The sequence below is a fragment of the Enterobacter dykesii genome, from assembly GCF_008364625.2.
GTDB lineage: Bacteria > Pseudomonadota > Gammaproteobacteria > Enterobacterales > Enterobacteriaceae > Enterobacter > Enterobacter dykesii.
On record NZ_CP126604.1, the window covers coordinates 1,656,140 to 1,677,284 of the forward strand.

The following is a 21,145-nucleotide window of genomic DNA, read 5'->3' on the forward strand; positions in this document are numbered from 1 at the left end:
ATGGATCACGCAATATATACCGCGATGGGCGCGGCAAGTCAGACGCTCAATCAGCAGGCCGTTACCGCCAGCAACCTGGCAAACGCCTCAACGCCGGGCTTTCGCGCGCAGCTTAATGCGCTGCGCGCGGTGCCGGTAGAAGGGCTTTCCCTGCCGACCCGTACGCTGGTGACGGCATCAACCCCTGGCGCCGATATGACGCCAGGGCAGATGGACTATACCTCACGCCCGCTGGACGTTGCCCTGCAGCAGGACGGCTGGCTGGCGGTGCAAACTGCCGACGGTAGCGAAGGCTATACCCGTAACGGGAACATCCAGGTGAGCGCGACGGGCCAGCTGACGATTCAGGGGCATCCGGTGATGGGGGAAGCGGGTCCGCTGACCGTACCGGAAGGCTCTGAGCTGACTATCGCTGCGGACGGCACCATTTCGGCGCTCAACCCGGGCGACCCGGCCAACACCGTTGCGCCCGTCGGACGTCTGAAGCTGGTGAAAGCGGAAGCCAAAGAGGTGCAGCGCGGCGACGACGGTATGTTCCGTCTGACCCAGGCGGCGCAGGCGACGCGTGGTGCCACGTTACAGGCCGATCCGAGCATCCGCGTGATGTCCGGCGTTCTGGAAGGCAGTAACGTCAAGCCGGTCGAAGCCATGACCGACATGATCGCCAGCGCCCGTCGTTTTGAAATGCAGATGAAGATCATCAGCAGCGTGGACGAAAACGCGGGCAAGGCTAACCAACTTCTGGCTATGAGTTAACAGGACTCCTTATGATCAGTTCTTTATGGATCGCGAAAACTGGCCTGGACGCCCAGCAAACCAATATGGACGTGATTGCCAACAACCTGGCAAACGTGAGCACCAATGGTTTCAAGCGTCAGCGTGCCGTTTTCGAAGATTTGCTTTATCAAACCATCCGCCAGCCGGGCGCGCAGTCTTCTGAACAGACAACGCTGCCGTCGGGCCTGCAGATCGGTACCGGTGTTCGTCCGGTGGCCACCGAGCGTCTGCACAGCCAGGGCAACCTGTCTCAGACCAACAACAGCAAAGACGTGGCGATCAAAGGCCAGGGCTTCTTCCAGGTGCAGCTGCCTGACGGGACCTCGGCCTATACCCGTGACGGTTCGTTCCAGGTCGATCAGAACGGCCAGCTGGTGACGGCGGGCGGTTTCCAGGTTCAGCCTGCGATTACTATCCCGGCGAACGCCCTGAGCATCACCATCGGACGTGACGGTGTGGTCAGCGTGACCCAGCAGGGACAGGCCGCGCCGGTTCAGGTCGGGCAGCTCAACCTGACCACCTTCATGAACGATACCGGTCTGGAAAGCATTGGTGAGAACCTCTACACCGAAACGCAATCCTCCGGTACGCCGAATGAGAGCACTCCGGGCCTGAACGGTGCGGGTCTGCTGTACCAGGGTTATGTTGAAACGTCCAACGTGAACGTGGCGGAAGAGCTGGTGAATATGATCCAGGTCCAGCGCGCGTATGAAATTAACAGTAAAGCAGTGTCGACGACCGACCAGATGCTGCAGAAGCTGACGCAACTCTAAGGTGTAGCCCGGTGCGGTAAACGCCGCACCGGCTCCCTGTTTTCGAAGATGAAGGCAATGCAAAAAAACGCGGCGTTTCGTTATCCGATACTGACTGTTCTGGCTGTCACCCTCAGCGGGTGTGCTTTGATCCCGTCTAAACCATTGGTCCAGGGTGCGACGACTGCCCAACCCGTTCCTGGCCCCGCGCCAGTGGTAAACGGCTCCATTTTCCAGACCGCGCAGCCGATTAATTACGGCTATCAGCCGCTGTTTGAAGATCGCCGCCCGCGTAACGTCGGCGATACGTTGACCATTGTGCTGCAGGAAAACGTCAGCGCGAGCAAGAGCTCGTCGGCGAACGCCAGCCGCGATGGCAAAACCAATTTTGGCTTCGATACCGTTCCGCGCTATCTACAGGGACTGTTCGGCAATGCCCGTGCGGATGTTGAGGCGTCCGGCGGCAATACCTTTAACGGTAAAGGTGGCGCGAACGCCAGCAACACCTTCAGCGGTACGCTGACGGTCACGGTTGACCAGGTACTGGTTAACGGCAACTTGCACGTTGTGGGTGAAAAACAGATCGCCATCAACCAGGGCACTGAATTCATTCGCTTCTCGGGCGTGGTTAACCCTCGCACCATCAGCGGCACCAACACCGTTCCGTCCACCCAGGTGGCGGATGCGCGCATTGAGTACGTCGGGAACGGCTATATCAATGAAGCGCAAAATATGGGTTGGCTGCAGCGCTTCTTCCTTAATTTATCGCCGATGTAAGCGAGGTGACCCATGTTTAAATCGATCTTCGCCGTGGCGCTCGCGCTGGTGGCAACGTTTGCCCAGGCTGACCGTATTCGCGACCTCACCAGCGTTCAGGGTGTGCGTGAAAACTCACTGATTGGCTACGGCCTGGTGGTTGGTCTGGATGGTACCGGTGACCAGACGACCCAGACGCCGTTCACCACCCAAAGCCTGAACAACATGCTTTCCCAGCTCGGCATTACCGTGCCGGCGGGAACCAACATGCAGCTGAAAAACGTGGCCGCGGTAATGGTCACCGCGTCCTACCCGGCGTTTGCGCGTCAGGGGCAGACCATTGATGTGGTGGTCTCCTCAATGGGTAACGCCAAAAGCCTGCGCGGCGGTACGCTGCTGATGACTCCGCTGAAAGGCGTTGACAGCCAGGTCTATGCGCTGGCGCAGGGGAACATTCTGGTTGGCGGTGCGGGCGCATCCGCAGGCGGAAGCAGCGTGCAGGTGAACCAGCTGAACGGTGGACGTATCACCAACGGGGCGATCATTGAGCGTGAACTGCCGACCCAGTTTGGTGCGGGCAACACTATCAACCTGCAGCTCAATAATGAAGATTTCACCATGGCGCAGCAAATTGCCGATACCATCAATCGCAGCCGTGGTTACGGTAACGCAACGGCACTCGACGCGCGCACCGTGCAGATCCGCACCTCCACCGGCAGCAGCAACCAGGTGCGCATGCTGGCGGATATCCAGAATATGGAAGTGAACGTTCCGATCCAGGATGCGAAAGTGATCATCAACTCCCGCACCGGCTCGGTGGTGATGAACCGGGAAGTGTCGCTCGACAGCTGTGCCGTGGCGCAGGGGAATCTCTCCGTGACGGTAAACCGCTCCGCGAACGTGAGCCAGCCGAATACGCCATTTGGTGGCGGTCAGACGGTGGTGACGCCGCAAACGCAGATTGATATGCGTCAGAGCGGCGGGTCGCTGCAGAGCGTTCGCTCCAGCGCCAACCTGAACAGCGTGGTGCGTGCCCTGAACGCCCTGGGCGCAACGCCGATGGATCTGATGTCCATCCTGCAATCGATGCAAAGCGCGGGCTGCCTGCGCGCCAAACTGGAAATCATCTAATGCTGACCGATAGCAAACTGTTGACCAGTGCAGCCTGGGACGCCCAGTCGCTCAACGAACTGAAAACCAAAGCAGGCAAAGACCCGGCGGCGAACATCCGCCCGGTCGCCCGCCAGGTGGAAGGGATGTTTGTACAGATGATGCTGAAAAGCATGCGCGAAACCCTGCCGAAAGACGGGATGTTCAGCAGTGATTCAACGCGTCTCTACACCAGCATGTATGACCAGCAGATTGCGCAGCAGATGACCGCCGGTAAAGGCCTCGGTCTGGCTGACATGATTGTGAAACAGACCGAAGCCGCGCAGGGCATTCAGCCTCAGGATCAGACGCAGCAGGTGCCGATGAAGTTCGACCTGGAAACGGTGACCAGTTATCAGAATCAGGCTCTGACGCAAATGGTGCGTAAAGCGATGCCAAAAGCCACGGGCAGCGGCGATGAGCCGCTCTCCGGTGACAGTAAAGACTTCCTGGCGCAGCTTTCTCTGCCCGCGCGCCTTGCCAGCGAACAGAGCGGCGTGCCGCATCACCTGATTCTGGCGCAGGCCGCGCTGGAGTCGGGCTGGGGTCAGCGTCAGATCCGCAAGGAAAACGGCGAGCCGAGCTTCAACATCTTCGGCGTGAAGGCCTCCTCCAGCTGGAAGGGGCCGACGACGGAGATCACGACCACCGAATACGAGAACGGTGCGGCGGTGAAGGTCAAAGCCAAATTCCGCGTCTACAGCTCGTATCTGGAAGCCTTGTCCGACTACGTTGGCCTGCTGAGCCGAAATCCGCGCTATACCGCCGTAACGCAGGCGGCGACGGCGGAGCAGGGCGCTCAGGCCTTGCAAAACGCGGGCTACGCTACTGACCCGAACTATGCGCGCAAGCTCACCAGCATGATCCAGCAGCTGAAATCCATGGGCGAGAAGGTCAGCAAAGCCTATAGCACAGATATTGAAAATCTGTTCTGAAAGTTCTCAAGTCCCGGTGGAGGTTGCCGATAACCTTCATCAGGACTCGTGTCTGAACGTATAAAAGGAACCCCCATGTCCAGTTTGATTAACAGCGCCATGAGTGGCCTCAGTGCCGCGCAGTCGGCACTCAATACCGTCAGTAATAATATTTCAAGCTATAACGTGGCAGGCTATACCCGCCAGACCACGGTGCTGGGCGCATCTAACAGCACGCTGACCGGCGGCGGCTGGGTGGGTAACGGGGTGTATGTCTCCGGTGTCCAGCGTGAGTATGATGCCTTCATCACCAACCAGCTGCGCGCCGCGCAGACGCAGAGCAGCGGTCTGACGACGCGCTATCAGCAGATGTCAAAAATTGACGATGTGCTCTCCGATACCACCAACTCGCTCTCCACCACCCTGCAGGACTTCTTTAAAAGCCTGCAAACCCTGGTGAGCAATGCGGAAGACCCGGCAGCACGTCAGACGGTGCTGGGTAAAGCCGGTGGCCTGGTGAATCAGTTTAAAACCAACGATCAGTATCTCCGCGATCAGGATACTCAGGTCAATACCGCAATTTCGACCAGCGTTGCGCAGATCAACAACTATGCCAAACAGATTGCCAATCTGAACGATCAGATTTCTCGTCTGACCGGCGTCGGTGCGGGTGCTTCGCCTAACGAACTGCTTGACCAGCGCGATCAGCTTGTCAGCGAGCTGAACAAAATCGTGGGTGTGGAAGTGTCTGTTCAGGATAGCGGTACGTTTAACATCTCTTTCGGCAACGGTTACAGCCTGGTCCAGGGTAGCAAAGCCAACCAGCTGGCTGCCGTTAAGTCCAGCGCCGATCCTACTCGTACTACCGTGGCCTATGTCGACGACGTGGCAGGTAATGTTGAGATCCCGGAAAAGATGATCACCACCGGTTCTTTGGGCGGTTTGCTGACCTTCCGCGCTGAAGATTTGGATAAAGCCCGTAACAGCCTGAATCAGATGGCGCTGGCCTTTGCCGATGCGATGAACACGCAGCATGAAGCCGGTTTTGACGCTAACGGTGACGCTGGCGGTAAGCTGTTTAACTTTGGTTCTCCGGCTGTCTTGTCCAACAGCAAGAACGGTGGTTCTGCCGTTGTCACGGCGTCTGTGGCGGACAGTAAACAGGTCCAGGCGACAGACTATAAGCTGCAGTTTAATGGTACCGACTGGACAATCACCCGTACGTCAGACAAAACCAGCTTCACGATGAGCCCGGACGCCAGCGGTAATCTGTCGTTTGATGGTCTTAACGTCAACGTGAGCGGCACGGCAAATACCAAAGACAGCTTTACCGTGAAGCCGGTTTCCAACGTCATCATGAACATGGATCTGGCGATCAGCGACGAGTCCAAACTGGCGATGGCGTCGGTGCAGACCGGCGGTGAGAGCGACAACCGCAATGGCCAGAAAATGCTCGAACTGCAAAACAGCAAAGTGGTAGGCGGGAACAAAAGCTTCAACGATGCGTATGCCTCGCTGGTAAGTACCGTGGGTAGCTCAACGGCTTCACTGAAGGTGAGCAGCCAGACGAAAGCCAACGTGGAAACCCAGTTAATCAAGCAGCAGCAGACCATCTCTGGGGTAAACCTCGACGAAGAGTATGGCAATTTGCAGCGTTATCAGCAGTATTACCTGGCGAACGCCCAGGTTCTCCAGACTGCCAGTACGCTCTTCGATGCAATTATCAACATTCGTTAAGGTTGAGGTGAACAATGCGTATTAGCACCCAGATGATGTACGAGCAGAACATGCGTGGGATCACCGACTCCCAGAGCAGATGGCTGAACTACGGTGAGCAGATGTCCACCGGCAAGCGCGTCAATCGTCCTTCGGACGATCCTATCGCCGCATCGCAGGCCATCGTTCTGTCACAGTCACAGTCGCAAAACAGCCAGTTTGCGCTCGCGCGTACCTTTGCAACGCAGAAGGTCTCGCTGGAAGATAACGTGTTAACCCAGGTGAACACCGCCATCTCAAGCGTGCGGGAGAAACTGGTCTACGCGTCAAACGGCACATTAAACGATGACGATCGTCTTGCTCTGGCGACCGATATTCAGGGGATCCGCGATCAGCTTATGAACCTGGCCAACACGACGGATGGTAATGGTCGCTTTATCTTTGCCGGGTACAAAACCGAGAGCGCACCGTTTGATTCCGTAACCGGCGACTACAGGGGTGGCGCTGAAGCCATCACCCAGCAGGTAGATACGGCGCGAAATATGGCGATTAGTCATACCGGCCAGCAGATTTTCGAGAGCATTACCAGTAATGCGGAGCAATTGCCGGGTGGTGGCTATGGCGAGACAAACATGTTCAAAATCCTTGATTCTGCCGTCGCTGCGCTGAAGACGCCGATTGAGAACGATTCGGCTGCAGCTGCAGTCCAAAACCAGGTGATTGCCAATGCGCAGATCGGTATTCAGAACACTGAGAACAATATTCTGACGGTCGTCGCGGATGTGGGAACCAAGATGAACGAGCTGGAAAAACTCGATACGCTGGGCGATGACCGCGCGCTGGGTCAGACCAAGCAGATGAGTGACCTGGTTGATGTTGACTGGAACGAAGCGATTTCCTCTTACACCATGCAGCAGGCGGCCTTGCAGGCGTCTTATAAAGCGTTTAGCGATATGCAGGGCATGTCTCTGTTCCAGCTGAACAAATAACACCTTGACCTCTTGGAACATGTCTTGAAACTGGGCATGTTTTACTGCCCAATCCGTCTGGATTGGGCATTTTTTTTATGCAATTTCCGCCGGCGCGGAGGCGACTCGTGCGCTTTCTATCAGACGGATTGCCAGCGCAATGACGCCACAGACCGTCGCCAGCGCGACCACGCCCGTCCAGCCGGCCAGCGAGTAGATATTGCTGCCTAACGCGGAACCCAGCGCCATCCCGATAAAGACCACCGTAAAGAGCAGGGCGTTAAGACGACCCCGCGCCTGTGGTTCAAGGCTATATACCAGATTCTGATGAGCGACCAGGCTGGACTGCAGCCCCAGGTCGAACCCGACGGCAGAGATGGCGATCAGAATCAGCTGTCCATGAACGCCCAGCGCGGGCATCAGGAACATCAGGGCAAATGAGACGGTCACAAGAACGGCACCAAGCTGCGTGACTTTTCCTGCGCCCATTTTATCCGCCAGACCCCCTGCCAGCGGGGCAGCTAACGCACCGGCGGCACCTGCAATACCAAAACCACCCGCTACGGCACTCCCCAGGTGATAGCGTTCGAGCAGCATGACCGCAAGCGTAGACCAGAAGGCGCTAAAGGCAACCGACAGGAAACCCTGAGCCAGCGCCGCACGGCGCAGCGCCGGGTAACGACGCCACAGATGTTCCATTGAGCGCATCAGCGCGGGGTAGCTCAGCGTGGAGTGAATGGCAAAACGCGGAAGCACAAACCACATCATCACCCCGACAAACGCAATGCTCGCCGCCGCCAGCTGGTACATGACGCGCCAGCCAAACGCTTCACCCACCACGCCGCTCACGGTTCTGGATAATAAGATACCCATCAGCAGCCCGGTCATTACCGTGCCCACGGTTTTCCCCTGTTTACCTTCCGGCGCAAGGATGGCCGCGGCAGGGACGATATCCTGTGCCATGGTGGCGGCCATACCGATGAGCAGGCTTGCCAGCAGCAGAGAATGGATCTGCCCGGTCAGGCTACAGCCGAGAAGAAACAGCGCCAGCGCCGCGCTTTTGATCAAAATTAACGTCCTGCGGTCGTGGCGATCGCCGAGCGGGAGCAGGAACAGGATCCCCAGGGCATAACCCGCCTGGGTGAGCGTTGGGACCAACCCCATTCCTTCGATGCTCAGGTGAAGGTCTGCGCCCATCAGCGGCAGCAGAGGCTGGGCATAATAGATAGATGCCACGCTGAAACCTGCACCGATCGCCAGCATTAAGATTACCCAGCGGCTCACGGCATGGGCGGCGGTTGTTGTGTTCATAAGATGTTCCTCATTCGTCGTGTGAGGCTATTTTTTATCAGTACGCCTTGCGACGGTAGCGGGCCCGGTGGTAAAACGCTTATACGTTGAACGTATAAATGAAAATGCGATGAAAAGAGTTGAGCGTATAGACAGGGTGGAGTTAATGCGGACGTTTGTTCGCATTGTGGAGGCGGGCTCCCTCTCAGCGGCGGCACGGCAACTGGCCACCACACAGGCCACGGTGAGCAGACGGTTACAGTCGCTGGAGACCATGCTGGGCGTGCGCCTGATATTGCGCACCACCCACACGACGCGGCTGACGGATGACGGCGAGCGCTGCTATCAGCACGCCCGTCGGGTGATCGACAGCTGGCTGGCGTTGGAAGATGAGGTGGGGCAGACGGAAGATGAGCCCGTAGGCGTGCTGCGGGTGCGAGCTCCCCACGCGTTTGGTCAGGACCAGCTTCTGAAACCCGTAACCGAATTTTTGCAACGCTATCCCCAGCTTTCGATTGAGTGGATGCTCAACGATCGGTCGGCAGATTTTCTCGGCGACAATCTTGACTGCGCTATTCGGGTGGGTGTGGAGGTCGATCCGGCGACCGTATCCGTGCTGCTGGCGGAAGTGCCTCGCTCGGTGGTGGCCGCGCCAGCGCTGCTGGCCCGCTTCCCGGCGGTGAATACGCCGGAGGATTTGCAGCAGTTTCCCTGGATAGCCATCAGCTCTTTCTACCAGCGCCACGTGGAGCTTTTTCACGATGCCTCGCCTGCTACCGCGCGGATTGCTATTACGCCACGCCTAAGCACCGACAGCCTGTATGTCGCACGCAATACGGCGCTCACCGGCCTTGGCGTGGCGGTGGTCTCCAGCTGGACGGTACAGGATGATATTCGGGAAGGGCGGCTGGTGCATTTGCTGCCGGAGTGGCAGCCAGCGGCGTTACCGGTGCATCTTGTTTACCCCTGGTCCCGCTATTATCCGGCACGCTTGCGGCGTTTTCTGGAGCTGATGCGGCAGGTCATGCCGGAAGTCACCGGAATGAGAAAGCCCGTGCAGCAGCCATAAAAAAAGCCGACCCGAAGGTCGGCTTTTTACTTTCAGCGTCGTTATTCGACAGACTGCGGACGCGTTGCCGGTGCAGTCGCCTGATGCGTTGCACTATGGCCGCCTGCAGCGCCTTTACCTTCGAAGTTGAATTCCGGGCGTACCCAGTCGCTGTGACGCGGGGCTTCAGGCACGTAATCCGGCGCCGGGGCGCGCGTCATTGGTGCTGTCGCCACGTGGGCTGCGGCTGGTGCAGAAACAACCGGCTCAGGTTTCACCTCAGGCGCTTTCGGTTCTTCAACAACCGGTTCAACCTCAATCTCAACGTCCTGAACGACTTCTTCAGTGGTGGTTTCAACCAGGGTTTCAGCGGTGTCTTCCACTGCGGCTACAGGTTCAGCCACTTCAGCGATTTCCTCAGCCACCACGGCATCTTCTTCAGCAATAAGCTGCGGTGCGGCATCAACCGGCGCGGCAATCACTTCCGGATGAGTGGTTTCGACTTCAACTGCCTGAGGTGCTTCCGTTTCAACAATCTGAGGTTCAACCACGGTTGCCGCTTCAGTCACAACGTCTTCTACCGCTGCCACAGGTGCAATCACCTCTTCGGTTACAGGCTGTTCTTCAACAACCTGCTCCGGGCGAGCAACCGGGTAGCGGATCCAGACTTTGCCGGACGCCATTTCTGGCGAAGCACAGGCAATGGTCAGCGGCATTGGCGACTGAGTCGGGTAACGCTCGTCACGATAGCGACGACGGCGCTGGCCGCTGACGCGCAGATGACGTGGAGAACGGCGTGAACGGCGCGGCATACCGGCGTTATCACGGTTTTCGCCGTTATCATCCTGCTCAACGTTGTTTTCAACGACCGCTGGCAGATCAACTTTCGCCAACTGCGTACCGGTTGTGCTCTCGCTGGTTTCAACTGCGACAACGGCTGACTCTTCTGTTACTTCTGAGGCGAAGCGAACTTTCTGAGAAAGCTGGCGCTGCTTACGACGCGGCATTACCTGAGTGCGCTCTTCCTGCTCGCCGTCCTGCTGTTCAACAGGCTCTTCGCGGTTCAGGTTTTTGACTTCCTGCTGTGCCTGACGCTTCTCGTCGTTACGGCGACGGCTGCGTTCACGGCGCGGCTGCTGGTCGTCACGCTGTTTGCTCTTCTCAGTCTCATCGCCCGCCTGCTGGCGAATTTCACGATCTTCAACATTCGACTGCTGTTTCTCGCGACGGTTGCGACGGTTGTCTTCGCGTTGCTCACGGCCTTCGCTATTCTCAGAGCGGTTGTCACGGTTGTCACGACGCTCGCTACGGTCATTACGGTCATTACGGTCGTTGCGGTCATTACGATCGCGGCGGTTGTTCTGACGCTTGCGGCGGTCTTGCTGCCGCTCTGGCTTGGCTGCTTTAGGCTCTTCTTTCGGCTGCTCTGGCTGAACTTCTTCTTCAGCAAACATCTTCTTCAGCGCGCCAAAGAAGCGGCTCAGCAGACCCGGCTGTGCCGGCTGGGCTTTCGCTACCGCGGCTTCTGGTTTCTGCGCTGCAGGTTTGGCCGCAGGTTTTTCCAGGGCTGCTTCCGGTGGTGCTTCAGGCATGATGAAGGTCGCTAACGCAGGCTGCTCTGGCAGTTTGCGCTCGGCTGGCTCTTCATCGGAAGGCAGGGACATCTCTTCTTCATGCAGCTTCGGCAGCAGGTAGCTGAGGGTGGTCGTCTCTTCGCCCTTACGCACGCGCAGTACGTGATAGTGCGGGGTCTGCATCTGGTCGTTTGGCACGATGATGCAGCGAACGCCGCCCTGACGCGCTTCAATTGCACTTACCGCTGCACGTTTTTCGTTAAGCAGGTAAGAGGCAACGGGAACCGGCACAATGGCGTGAACCTCTTTGGTGTTCTCTTTCAGCGCTTCTTCTTCAATCAGACGCAGAATGGAGAGAGACAGAGATTCGTTATCACGTACGGTACCGGTGCCGGAGCAGCGCGGACAAACGTGATGGCTGGACTCGCCGAGAGACGGGCTCAGACGCTGACGGGACATCTCCAGCAGGCCAAAGCGTGAGATATGGCTAATCTGGATACGCGCTCGGTCCTGACGCACCGCTTCGCGCAGACGGTTTTCAACCGCACGCTGGTGGCGAACAGGGGTCATGTCGATGAAGTCGATAACGATCAGACCACCCAGGTCGCGCAGGCGGAGCTGGCGGGCGATTTCATCAGCGGCTTCGAGGTTCGTGTTATAGGCGGTCTCTTCGATATCGCCACCGCGCGTTGCACGCGCGGAGTTGATGTCGATAGCGGTCAGCGCTTCAGTGGTATCGATAACGATAGAACCGCCGGATGGCAGACGCACTTCACGCTGGAAGGCGGACTCAATCTGGGATTCGATCTGATAGTGGCTGAACAGCGGGATTTCACCGGTGTACAGTTTAATTTTGCTGGTGAAATCCGGACGACCCAGCGCGGCGATGTGCTGGCGCGCCAGCTCAAGCACTTTTGGGTTATCGATCAGAATCTCACCGATGTCCTGACGCAGATAATCACGGAAGGCACGCACGATAACGTTGCTTTCCTGGTGGATCAGGAACGGAGCAGGGCGGCTTTCCGCTGCTTTCTGTATGGCTTCCCAGTGCTTCAGACGGAAGCTCAGGTCCCACTGCAGCGCTTCGGCTGATTTGCCAACGCCTGCGGTACGCACGATAAGCCCCATGCCATCAGGCAGTTCGAGGCTTGCCAGCGCTTCTTTCAGCTCGGTACGGTCATCACCTTCGATACGGCGAGAGATGCCACCCGCACGCGGGTTGTTAGGCATCAGAACCAGATAGCTCCCTGCGAGGCTGATAAAGGTGGTCAGTGCGGCACCTTTGTTGCCGCGCTCTTCTTTATCAATCTGAACGATAACTTCCTGACCTTCACGCAGAACATCTTTGATGTTTGGGCGGCCATGGGCGTTGTAGTTTGCGGGGAAATATTCGCGGGCGATTTCTTTCAGAGGGAGGAAACCATGACGCTCAGCACCGTAATCGACAAATGCAGCTTCAAGGCTTGGTTCAATGCGGGTGATTTTACCTTTGTAAATGTTCGCTTTTTTCTGTTCGTGTCCAGGACTTTCGATATCCAGATCGTACAGGCGCTGCCCATCCACAAGGGCGACACGCAACTCTTCTTGCTGAGTTGCGTTGATTAACATTCTTTTCATCGTAACTTACTCGTTATTCTTACATTGACGACAAAGCTGCGGGCAAGGTGACGCTTTCCGGGGTATGAACCGATGGCCTCGTGTCTGTTCACGTCGCCAACCTCACGGTTGTCGCTCGCTTAAGAGGCGCAGAGTGTCGGTTGCCTGTGTTTCATACGGAAACACAGCGCAATTATCAGGGGAATTGCCTGGGTAGAACTCTCCAGAGAACAATCCTTATACCGGGAAGTACTGCAACCCGCAGCCCGCTAACTGCCTGAAAGATCAATACGTCTTACGCCATTGCTGCGTGGATGATCGGTCAGACAAAATTGGTCATTCCGTCAACATCCTTACTTAACCAGGATTTAACACGGAAAACAGCCTCATTATTCCACTGCTCGCCGGGTTATAGCAAGATGACTTTTACCATTTATCACCCGGTTACTCACAGTTTCTTCACTTCTGAATGGCGATTGGTTTAATAACCACCAAATCGGTTGCGCGAAACGGGGGACAGGCCGGATAAAAGTAAATATAAGCATAGAAAAATGAGTGGCGCTAATGGCTGTCGATATTTAGAATCGCCAACCATGAAAACAGAGACTCCAGCCGTAAAAATGGTTGCCATCGCCGAAGATGACGCGGGGCAACGTATCGATAACTTTTTGCGCACACAGTTGAAAGGTGTGCCAAAGAGCATGATTTACCGCATCCTGCGTAAGGGCGAGGTGCGGGTTAACAAAAAACGCGTGAAGCCTGAGTACAAACTCGAGGCGGGCGATGAAGTGCGTATTCCGCCGGTGCGCGTTGCAGAGCGTGAAGAAGAGACCGTTTCACCGAAGCTACAGAAAGTGGCGGCCCTGAGCGATGTCATCCTTTATGAAGACGACCATATTCTGGTGCTGAATAAACCGTCAGGGACGGCTGTTCATGGCGGTAGCGGTCTGAGCTTCGGCGTGATTGAAGGGTTGCGAGCCCTGCGCCCGGAAGCGCGCTTCCTTGAACTCGTGCACCGTCTTGACCGTGATACCTCTGGCGTACTGCTGGTGGCGAAAAAGCGTTCTGCGCTGCGTTCGCTGCATGAACAGCTGCGTGAGAAAGGGATGCAGAAAGACTATCTGGCGCTGGTGCGTGGTCAATGGCAGTCCCATGTAAAAGTGGTGCAGGCGCCACTGCTCAAGAACATTCTGCAAAGCGGCGAACGTATTGTCCGCGTAAGCCAGGAAGGGAAACCGTCTGAAACGCGCTTTAAAGTTGAAGAGCGCTATGAGTTTGCGACGCTGGTGCGCTGCAGTCCTGTCACCGGTCGTACCCACCAAATCCGCGTCCATACGCAGTTTGCAGGGCACCCAATTGCCTTTGATGACCGCTATGGCGACCGTGAGTTTGATAAGCAGCTGGCTGGGACGGGGCTGTCGCGTCTGTTCCTGCATGCGGCAGCGCTGAAGTTTACCCATCCTAATACGGGTGAAGCCATCCGTATTGAAGCGCCGCTGGATGAGCAGCTGAAACGCTGTCTTAAGGTTCTGCGCGGCTGAGTTTGCTTTCCTCCCTCTCCCTGTGGGAGAGGGCATCAGGCCGCAACGTTTCAGTCACATGGTCAGCGGATTATACTCTTCTCGTCTTAACATCTGACACAAAGCAATCAGCGGTAACCCCACCAGCGTGTTGGGATCGCGACCATCCAGCTTGTCGAACAGCGCAATCCCCAATCCTTCACTCTTAAAGCTTCCCGCACAGTTCAGCGGACGTTCCCGCCGCACATAATCCACGATCTCTTGCTCGCTGAGATGACGGAAGTGTACGTCGAACGGCTCGCACTCCGTTTGCAGATGACCGGAGGCGGAGTTATAGAGCGCCAGGCCGGTATAAAAGGTCACGATCGTGCCTCGCGCACGCAGAAGCTGCTGGCAGGCGTTCTCCTCCGTATGGGGCTTGCCGGTTATTTCCCCGTCCAGCACGCAAACCTGATCGGAGCCTATAATCAAATGTGCGGGGTAACGTGCGGCCAGCGACTGCGCTTTCTCCTTAGCAAGACGCATCACCAGATGACGAGGTGATTCGCCCGGCTGTGGAGTCTCATCAACTTCTGGCGCGGCGCATTCAAACGGGATCCCGAGCTTTTCCAGCAGCATTCGGCGGTAGGGAGATGTGGAAGCAAGGACGAGATTTGGCATATTTTTATCACCAGATATAGCGTATCGATGCCAGCCATTTTAAACTACAGGCCGCAATGTGTGCGAATAATTGGCAAAAGGCAGCTCTGGTTGCCTTTTTCTTTGACTCTATGACGTTACAAAGTTAATATGCGCGCCCTATGCAAAAGGTAAAATTACCCCTGACTCTTGATCCGGTTCGTACGGCTCAAAAACGCCTCGATTACGAAGGTATCTATACTTCCGATCAGGCTGAGCGTATTGCCGAATCCGTAGTCAGTGTGGACAGTGATGTAGAATGCTCCATGTCGTTCGCTATCGACAACCAGCGTCTCGCCGTTTTAACCGGTGATGCAAAGGTGACGGTAACGCTCGAGTGTCAGCGTTGCGGGAAACCGTTTGTACAGCATGTTCACACAACGTATTGTTTCAGTCCGGTTCGTTCTGACGAACAGGCTGAAGCACTCCCGGAAGCGTATGAGCCGATTGAGGTTAACGAATTCGGTGAAATCGATCTTCTGGCTCTGGTTGAAGATGAAATCATCCTCACCTTGCCAGTGGTTCCGGTGCATGATTCTGAACACTGTGAAGTGTCCGAGGCGGACATGGTCTTTGGGGAACTGCCTGATGAAGCGCAAAAACCAAACCCATTTGCCGTATTAGCCAGCTTAAAGCGTAAGTAATTGAGGAGTAAGGTCCATGGCCGTACAACAGAATAAACCAACCCGTTCCAAACGTGGCATGCGTCGTTCCCATGACGCGCTGACTGCAGTTACCAGCCTGTCTGTAGACAAGACTTCTGGTGAGAAACACCTGCGTCACCACATCACCGCTGACGGTTTCTACCGCGGCCGCAAGGTTATCACTAAGTAATCACGCGCAAGCGTGATTAGGCTTAGTGAGGATTTCCCCGTGCAAACGGGGAATTTACCGAACCAGGCTGCGACGATACCTTGACACGTCTAACCCTGGCGTTAGATGTCATGGGGGGAGATTTTGGCCCTTCCGTGACAGTGCCTGCAGCATTGCAGGCACTGAATTCTAATTCGCAACTCACACTTCTTTTAGTCGGCAATCCCGACACAATCACGCCATTACTCGCAAAAGCTGACTTTGAACAACGTTCGCGTCTGCAGATTATTCCTGCGCAGTCAGTTATTGCCAGTGATGCCCGACCCTCGCAGGCCATTCGCAATAGTCGTGGCAGCTCTATGCGGATAGCGCTGGAGCTGGTGAAAGAAGGGCGAGCTCAGGCTTGCGTCAGCGCGGGAAATACCGGCGCGCTGATGGGCCTGTCGAAATTGCTGCTCAAACCTATTGAAGGTATTGAGCGCCCGGCGCTGGTGACGGTATTACCGCATCAGCAGAAGGGCAAGACGGTGGTGCTCGATTTAGGCGCTAACGTCGACTGTGATAGTACTATGCTGGCTCAGTTTGCCGTGATGGGATCGGTGCTGGCAGAAGAAGTTGTCGGGATCAACACTCCCCGTGTTGCGTTACTGAACATTGGTGAAGAAGAGACCAAAGGCCTGGACAGCATTCGCGAAGCGGCTGAATTGCTCAAACAGGTTCCCTCCATCAACTATATTGGTTATCTCGAAGCCAATGAGTTGTTGACGGGTAAAACGGATGTTCTGGTGTGCGATGGCTTCACCGGAAACGTCACGTTGAAGACCATGGAAGGGGTCGTACGCATGTTTCTTTCTCTGCTGAAATCTCAGGGAGAAGGTAAAAAAAGCGCCTGGTGGCTGATTTTATTGAAGCGTTGGTTACAAAAGAGCCTGACGCGGCGATTCAGTCACCTCAACCCCGACCAGTATAATGGCGCCTGTCTGTTAGGATTGCGCGGCATCGTGATTAAGAGTCATGGCGCCGCCAATCAGCGAGCATTTGCTGTCGCGATTGAACAGGCAGTGCAGGCGGTGCAGCGACAAGTCCCTCAGCGGATTGCCGCTCGCCTGGAATCTGTATTAGCTAAAAGTGACTGAGCGTACATGTATACGAAGATTTTAGGTACCGGCAGCTACCTGCCAAAACAAGTGCGAACCAACGCCGATCTGGAAAAAATGGTAGATACGTCTGACGAGTGGATTGTCACGCGCACAGGTATCCGTGAACGTCGTATTGCCGCGCCAGACGAAACCGTGTCGACCATGGGTTACGAAGCCGCACAGCGTGCTATCGAAATGGCCGGCATTGATAAAGAACAGATTGGTTTGATCGTGGTCGCCACGACGTCTGCCACGCATGCTTTCCCAAGCGCGGCGTGCCAGGTGCAGAACATGCTCGGCATTAAAGGCTGTCCGGCGTTTGACGTCGCTGCCGCGTGCGCAGGCTTCACCTATGCGCTGAGCGTCGCCGATCAATACGTGAAATCCGGTGCCGTTAAATATGCGCTGGTGATCGGTGCTGACGTGCTGGCGCGTACCTGCGATCCAACCGATCGTGGAACGATCATTATTTTTGGTGATGGTGCGGGTGCGGTGCTGCTGGGGCAGTCCGAAGAGCCGGGTATCATCTCGACGCATCTGCATGCTGATGGCAGCTACGGCGAACTGTTGACTCTGCCTAACGCCGATCGCGTTAATCCGGACAACTCGATTTACCTGACCATGGCAGGGAACGAGGTGTTCAAGGTGGCGGTAACCGAGCTTGCGCACATCGTTGATGAAACGCTGGAAGCGAATAACCTTGAGCGTTCCGCCCTCGACTGGTTGGTGCCGCATCAGGCGAACCTGCGTATCATCAGCGCGACCGCGAAAAAGCTGGGCATGTCGATGGATAACGTTGTAGTGACGCTGGATCGTCATGGCAACACCTCTGCGGCGTCGGTACCGTGCGCATTTGATGAAGCGGTACGCGATGGACGAATCAAACGGGGCCAGCTGGTCTTGCTTGAAGCCTTCGGTGGCGGGTTCACCTGGGGTTCCGCGCTGGTTCGTTTCTAGTATAAGGAATAAAAAATGACGCAATTTGCTTTTGTGTTCCCGGGCCAGGGCTCTCAAACCGTTGGGATGTTGTCTGAAATGGCAGCAACCTATCCGGTTATTGAAGAGACTTTCCGTGAAGCTTCTGATGCACTGGGTTATGATTTATGGGCGCTGACCCAGCAGGGTCCGGCCGAAGAACTGAACAAAACCTGGCAGACCCAGCCAGCGCTGCTGACCGCGTCCGTTGCGCTGTGGCGCGTCTGGCAGCAGCAGGGCGGTAAAGCTCCAGCGCTGCTCGCGGGTCATAGCCTGGGTGAATACTCTGCGCTGGTGTGTGCTGGCGTGATCGCGTTTGCTGACGCGGTACGTCTGGTTGAACTGCGCGGTAAATTCATGCAGGAAGCGGTGCCTGAAGGCACGGGCGGCATGTCTGCCATCATCGGTCTGGATGACGCTGCAATTGCAAAAGCGTGTGAAGAATCTGCTGAAGGCCAGGTTGTCTCTCCGGTAAACTTCAACTCGCCGGGCCAGGTAGTTATTGCCGGTCATAAAGAAGCGGTTGAACGCGCGGGTGCGGCCTGTAAAGCAGCGGGTGCTAAGCGTGCGCTGCCGCTGCCGGTCAGCGTGCCGTCTCACTGTGCGCTGATGAAGCCTGCTGCTGAGAAACTGGCGGTTGAGCTGGAAAAAATTACGTTTAACGCACCGACGATTTCCGTTGTGAATAACGTCGATGTGAAATGCGAAACCACGCCGGAAGCTATCCGTGACGCACTGGTTCGTCAGCTCTACAGCCCGGTGCAGTGGACCAAAACCGTTGAGTTTATGGCAGCGGAGGGCGTTGAGCATCTGTATGAAGTCGGCCCAGGTAAAGTCCTCACCGGTCTGACAAAACGTATTGTTGACACCCTGACAGCCTCGGCGATTAACGAGCCGGAAGCGATGTCAGCGGCACTCTCGCAATAAAAGAGGAATACCATGAGTTTTGAAGGAAAAATCGCCCTGGTCACTGGCGCAAGCCGTGGTATCGGGCGTGCAATTGCTGAAACACTGGTTGCGCGCGGCGCGAAGGTGATTGGTACAGCAACCAGCGAGAATGGCGCTCAGGCCATCAGCGAGTATCTGGGTGCAAACGGTAAAGGTCTGGTACTGAATGTGACCGAACCTGCATCTATCGAATCTGTTCTGGAAAATATTCGCGCAGAGTTTGGCGAAGTGGATATTCTGGTAAACAATGCCGGGATCACTCGCGATAACCTGTTAATGCGAATGAAAGACGACGAGTGGAACGATATCATCGAAACCAACCTGTCATCTGTATTCCGTCTGTCAAAAGCGGTAATGCGCGCTATGATGAAAAAGCGTCATGGACGTATTATCACTGTCGGTTCTGTGGTTGGTACCATGGGAAATGCTGGTCAGGCTAACTACGCTGCGGCGAAAGCAGGTCTGATTGGTTTCAGTAAGTCGCTGGCGCGTGAAGTCGCGTCCCGCGGTATTACGGTAAACGTTGTTGCTCCGGGCTTTATTGAAACGGACATGACGCGTGCGCTGACTGATGAGCAGCGTGCGGGTACGCTGGCGGCAGTTCCGGCGGGTCGTCTTGGCGACCCTAAAGAAATCGCCAGTGCGGTTGCATTTTTAGCCTCTGACGAAGCGGGTTACATCACTGGTGAGACCCTCCACGTCAACGGCGGGATGTATATGGTTTAACCACGATGAAAAATATTTGCGTTATTAGGGCGAATGGCCTCAAAATAACGTAAAATCGTGGTAAGAACTGCCGGGATTTAGTTGCAAATTTTTCAACATTTTATACACTACGAAAACCATCGCGAAAGCGAGTTTTGATAGGAAATTTAAGAGTATGAGCACTATCGAAGAACGCGTTAAGAAAATTATCGGCGAACAGCTGGGCGTTAAGCAGGAAGAAGTTGTGAACTCCGCTTCCTTCGTTGAAGACCTGGGCGCAGATTCTCTTGACACCGTTGAGCTGGTAATGGCTCTGGAAGAAGAGTTTGATACTGAGATTCCGGACGAAGAAGCTGAGAAGATCACCACCGTTCAGGCTGCCATTGATTACATCAACGGTCACCAGGCGTAAGTGAACATCTCCAGGCGGTCATTCGACCGCCTGAGTTTTATCTTTTTTAGTCCCACGAATCTCTTTTTTTATCCCTCCCTGGAGGACAAACGTGTCTAAGCGTCGTGTAGTTGTGACCGGACTTGGCATGTTGTCTCCTGTCGGCAATACCGTAGAGTCCACCTGGAAAGCTCTCCTTGCCGGTCAGAGCGGCATCAGCCTAATCGACCATTTCGATACTAGCGCCTATGCAACGAAATTTGCTGGCTTAGTAAAGGATTTTAACTGTGAAGAGATCATCTCGCGCAAAGAACAGCGCAAGATGGATGCCTTCATTCAATATGGAATTGTCGCTGGCGTTCAGGCCATGCAGGATTCTGGCCTTGAGATTACGGAAGAGAACGCAACCCGTATCGGCGCCGCTATCGGCTCCGGGATTGGCGGTCTTGGCCTGATCGAGGAAAACCATACATCTCTGATGAATGGCGGCCCGCGTAAAATCAGCCCGTTCTTCGTTCCGTCCACGATTGTTAACATGGTGGCGGGTCACCTGACCATCATGTTCGGCCTGCGTGGGCCAAGCATTTCTATCGCGACCGCCTGTACGTCTGGCGTACATAACATCGGCCAGGCCGCGCGCATTATTGCGTACGGCGATGCAGATGTTATGGTTGCGGGCGGTGCTGAAAAAGCCAGTACCCCACTGGGTGTCGGCGGCTTTGGTGCGGCGCGTGCGCTGTCTACCCGCAATGATAACCCGCAGGCAGCGAGCCGTCCGTGGGATAAAGACCGTGACGGCTTCGTGCTGGGCGACGGGGCGGGCATGATCGTACTGGAAGAGTACGAACACGCGAAAAAACGCGGTGCGAAAATTTATGCTGAAATCGTTGGTTTCGGCATGAGCAGCGATGCTTACCACATGACGTCTCCTCCTGAGAACGGCGCGGGTGCTGCGCTGGCGATGGAAAACGCGATTCGTGATGCGGGTATTACCCCAGCACAAATTGGCTACGTGAACGCGCACGGTACTTCTACACCTGCAGGCGATAAAGCTGAAGCTCAGGCGGTTAAGTCTATCTTCGGCGAATCTGCCAGCCGCGTAATGGTGAGCTCCACCAAGTCCATGACCGGGCACCTGCTGGGTGCGGCGGGTGCGGTAGAGTCAATCTACTCCATCCTTGCGCTGCGCGATCAGGCTGTTCCGCCAACCATCAACCTGGATAATCCGGATGAAGGTTGCGATCTGGACTTCGTTCCTCACGAAGCGCGTCAGGTTAGCGGTATGGAGTACACCCTGTGTAATTCCTTCGGCTTCGGCGGCACCAACGGTTCTCTGATCTTCAAAAAGATCTGATCCTGACGTCCCGATAGCATTTAAAAAGGTCCGCTTGCCGGGCCTTTTTTATTAAGCCTAATCTTCTTGTCGGCTGCATGAC

Annotated in this window: 20 protein-coding genes; 17 read left to right on the forward strand and 3 right to left on the reverse strand. The window is 55.8% G+C overall.

Annotation, left to right across the window (positions count from 1 at the left end; translation table 11 throughout):
• From F0320_RS07830 to flgL, 7 genes are all read left to right on the forward strand, one after another.
• Positions 1–756, forward strand: a complete 756-nt coding sequence (locus F0320_RS07830) for a flagellar basal body rod protein FlgF (RefSeq protein ID WP_047650859.1) — start codon at positions 1–3, stop codon at positions 754–756.
• A gap of 11 nt (positions 757–767) precedes the next feature.
• Entirely contained in the window at positions 768–1,550 is a 783-nt protein-coding gene (gene flgG, locus F0320_RS07835) for a flagellar basal-body rod protein FlgG (RefSeq protein ID WP_008500810.1), read from the forward strand.
• A 57-nt stretch (positions 1,551–1,607) separates the two neighbouring features.
• A complete protein-coding gene (gene flgH, locus F0320_RS07840) occupies positions 1,608–2,306 on the forward strand; it encodes a flagellar basal body L-ring protein FlgH (RefSeq protein WP_023311139.1) in 699 nt (232 codons plus the stop codon).
• Between the two features lie 12 nt (positions 2,307–2,318).
• The gene (locus tag F0320_RS07845) at positions 2,319–3,416 is read left to right on the forward strand and encodes a flagellar basal body P-ring protein FlgI (RefSeq protein ID WP_047650860.1); all 1,098 of its coding nucleotides are present in this window, start codon (positions 2,319–2,321) and stop codon (positions 3,414–3,416) included.
• On the forward strand, positions 3,416–4,369 hold the full coding sequence (gene flgJ / locus F0320_RS07850; protein ID WP_149323877.1) for a flagellar assembly peptidoglycan hydrolase FlgJ: 954 nt from the start codon (positions 3,416–3,418) through the stop codon (positions 4,367–4,369). The genes F0320_RS07845 and flgJ overlap by 1 nt, the downstream gene beginning before the upstream one ends.
• 75 nt (positions 4,370–4,444) lie before the next feature.
• A complete protein-coding gene (gene flgK / locus F0320_RS07855; protein ID WP_047650862.1) occupies positions 4,445–6,085 on the forward strand; it encodes a flagellar hook-associated protein FlgK in 1,641 nt (546 codons plus the stop codon).
• 14 nt (positions 6,086–6,099) lie between these two features.
• A complete protein-coding gene (gene flgL / locus F0320_RS07860) occupies positions 6,100–7,053 on the forward strand; it encodes a flagellar hook-associated protein FlgL (protein ID WP_126328231.1) in 954 nt (317 codons plus the stop codon).
• 75 nt (positions 7,054–7,128) lie between these two features.
• Here the strand turns inward: flgL and F0320_RS07865 are convergent, their stop codons facing one another.
• The gene (locus tag F0320_RS07865) at positions 7,129–8,343 is read right to left on the reverse strand and encodes an MFS transporter (RefSeq protein ID WP_126328232.1); all 1,215 of its coding nucleotides are present in this window, start codon (positions 8,341–8,343) and stop codon (positions 7,129–7,131) included.
• A gap of 145 nt (positions 8,344–8,488) precedes the next feature.
• Between F0320_RS07865 and F0320_RS07870 the strand changes: the two genes are divergently transcribed.
• Complete coding sequence (locus F0320_RS07870) at positions 8,489–9,391, forward strand: LysR family transcriptional regulator (protein WP_052119531.1); 903 nt, start codon at positions 8,489–8,491, stop codon at positions 9,389–9,391.
• A 41-nt stretch (positions 9,392–9,432) separates the two neighbouring features.
• On the opposite strand, the gene rne is transcribed toward F0320_RS07870, so the two are convergent.
• Positions 9,433–12,561: a ribonuclease E gene (gene rne, locus F0320_RS07875; protein WP_047650865.1), complete on the reverse strand. Its 3,129-nt coding sequence runs from the start codon at positions 12,559–12,561 to the stop codon at positions 9,433–9,435.
• Positions 12,562–13,133: 572 nt separating this feature from the next.
• Here rne and rluC point away from each other — a divergent pair.
• Positions 13,134–14,081, forward strand: a complete 948-nt coding sequence (gene rluC, locus F0320_RS07880; protein WP_112781868.1) for a 23S rRNA pseudouridine(955/2504/2580) synthase RluC — start codon at positions 13,134–13,136, stop codon at positions 14,079–14,081.
• Between the two features lie 54 nt (positions 14,082–14,135).
• On the opposite strand, the gene F0320_RS07885 is transcribed toward rluC, so the two are convergent.
• A complete protein-coding gene (locus F0320_RS07885; RefSeq protein WP_047650867.1) occupies positions 14,136–14,720 on the reverse strand; it encodes a Maf family protein in 585 nt (194 codons plus the stop codon).
• 140 nt (positions 14,721–14,860) lie between these two features.
• Here F0320_RS07885 and yceD point away from each other — a divergent pair, with 140 nt between their 5' ends.
• The 8 genes from yceD (at position 14,861) to fabF (ending at position 21,063) form a co-directional block, all read left to right on the forward strand.
• Positions 14,861–15,382: a 23S rRNA accumulation protein YceD gene (gene yceD / locus F0320_RS07890; protein ID WP_014883375.1), complete on the forward strand. Its 522-nt coding sequence runs from the start codon at positions 14,861–14,863 to the stop codon at positions 15,380–15,382.
• 16 nt (positions 15,383–15,398) lie between these two features.
• Positions 15,399–15,572: a 50S ribosomal protein L32 gene (gene rpmF, locus F0320_RS07895; protein WP_003857964.1), complete on the forward strand. Its 174-nt coding sequence runs from the start codon at positions 15,399–15,401 to the stop codon at positions 15,570–15,572.
• A gap of 80 nt (positions 15,573–15,652) precedes the next feature.
• Positions 15,653–16,687: a phosphate acyltransferase PlsX gene (plsX, locus tag F0320_RS07900; RefSeq protein ID WP_059290957.1), complete on the forward strand. Its 1,035-nt coding sequence runs from the start codon at positions 15,653–15,655 to the stop codon at positions 16,685–16,687.
• 6 nt (positions 16,688–16,693) lie between these two features.
• Entirely contained in the window at positions 16,694–17,647 is a 954-nt protein-coding gene (locus tag F0320_RS07905) for a beta-ketoacyl-ACP synthase III (RefSeq protein ID WP_008500797.1), read from the forward strand.
• 15 nt (positions 17,648–17,662) lie between these two features.
• Positions 17,663–18,592, forward strand: coding sequence for an ACP S-malonyltransferase (gene fabD, locus F0320_RS07910; protein ID WP_045326966.1), 930 nt, complete (start codon positions 17,663–17,665; stop codon positions 18,590–18,592).
• Between the two features lie 12 nt (positions 18,593–18,604).
• Complete coding sequence (gene fabG / locus F0320_RS07915; RefSeq protein ID WP_008500795.1) at positions 18,605–19,339, forward strand: 3-oxoacyl-ACP reductase FabG; 735 nt, start codon at positions 18,605–18,607, stop codon at positions 19,337–19,339.
• 154 nt (positions 19,340–19,493) lie between these two features.
• Positions 19,494–19,730 (forward strand): acyl carrier protein, encoded by a 237-nt coding sequence (gene acpP, locus F0320_RS07920; protein ID WP_003857954.1) that lies wholly within the window; start codon positions 19,494–19,496, stop codon positions 19,728–19,730.
• Positions 19,731–19,821: 91 nt separating this feature from the next.
• Positions 19,822–21,063, forward strand: a complete 1,242-nt coding sequence (gene fabF / locus F0320_RS07925) for a beta-ketoacyl-ACP synthase II (RefSeq protein WP_126328235.1) — start codon at positions 19,822–19,824, stop codon at positions 21,061–21,063.
• Positions 21,064–21,145 lie beyond the last annotated feature (82 nt).

Coding starts and splice junctions, on each gene's coding strand:
- F0320_RS07870 (WP_052119531.1), top strand. CDS start 8,489: ATGCGGACGTTTGTTCGCATTGTGGAGGCGGGCTCCCTCTCAGCGGCG.
- F0320_RS07845 (WP_047650860.1), top strand. CDS start 2,319: ATGTTTAAATCGATCTTCGCCGTGGCGCTCGCGCTGGTGGCAACGTTT.
- fabG (WP_008500795.1), top strand. CDS start 18,605: ATGAGTTTTGAAGGAAAAATCGCCCTGGTCACTGGCGCAAGCCGTGGT.
- F0320_RS07885 (WP_047650867.1), bottom strand. CDS start 14,720: ATGCCAAATCTCGTCCTTGCTTCCACATCTCCCTACCGCCGAATGCTG.
- flgG (WP_008500810.1), top strand. CDS start 768: ATGATCAGTTCTTTATGGATCGCGAAAACTGGCCTGGACGCCCAGCAA.
- rne (WP_047650865.1), bottom strand. CDS start 12,561: ATGAAAAGAATGTTAATCAACGCAACTCAGCAAGAAGAGTTGCGTGTC.
- flgK (WP_047650862.1), top strand. CDS start 4,445: ATGTCCAGTTTGATTAACAGCGCCATGAGTGGCCTCAGTGCCGCGCAG.
- flgH (WP_023311139.1), top strand. CDS start 1,608: ATGCAAAAAAACGCGGCGTTTCGTTATCCGATACTGACTGTTCTGGCT.
- fabD (WP_045326966.1), top strand. CDS start 17,663: ATGACGCAATTTGCTTTTGTGTTCCCGGGCCAGGGCTCTCAAACCGTT.
- rluC (WP_112781868.1), top strand. CDS start 13,134: ATGAAAACAGAGACTCCAGCCGTAAAAATGGTTGCCATCGCCGAAGAT.
- flgL (WP_126328231.1), top strand. CDS start 6,100: ATGCGTATTAGCACCCAGATGATGTACGAGCAGAACATGCGTGGGATC.
- rpmF (WP_003857964.1), top strand. CDS start 15,399: ATGGCCGTACAACAGAATAAACCAACCCGTTCCAAACGTGGCATGCGT.
- F0320_RS07865 (WP_126328232.1), bottom strand. CDS start 8,343: ATGAACACAACAACCGCCGCCCATGCCGTGAGCCGCTGGGTAATCTTA.
- yceD (WP_014883375.1), top strand. CDS start 14,861: ATGCAAAAGGTAAAATTACCCCTGACTCTTGATCCGGTTCGTACGGCT.
- flgJ (WP_149323877.1), top strand. CDS start 3,416: ATGCTGACCGATAGCAAACTGTTGACCAGTGCAGCCTGGGACGCCCAG.
- F0320_RS07905 (WP_008500797.1), top strand. CDS start 16,694: ATGTATACGAAGATTTTAGGTACCGGCAGCTACCTGCCAAAACAAGTG.
- acpP (WP_003857954.1), top strand. CDS start 19,494: ATGAGCACTATCGAAGAACGCGTTAAGAAAATTATCGGCGAACAGCTG.
- F0320_RS07830 (WP_047650859.1), top strand. CDS start 1: ATGGATCACGCAATATATACCGCGATGGGCGCGGCAAGTCAGACGCTC.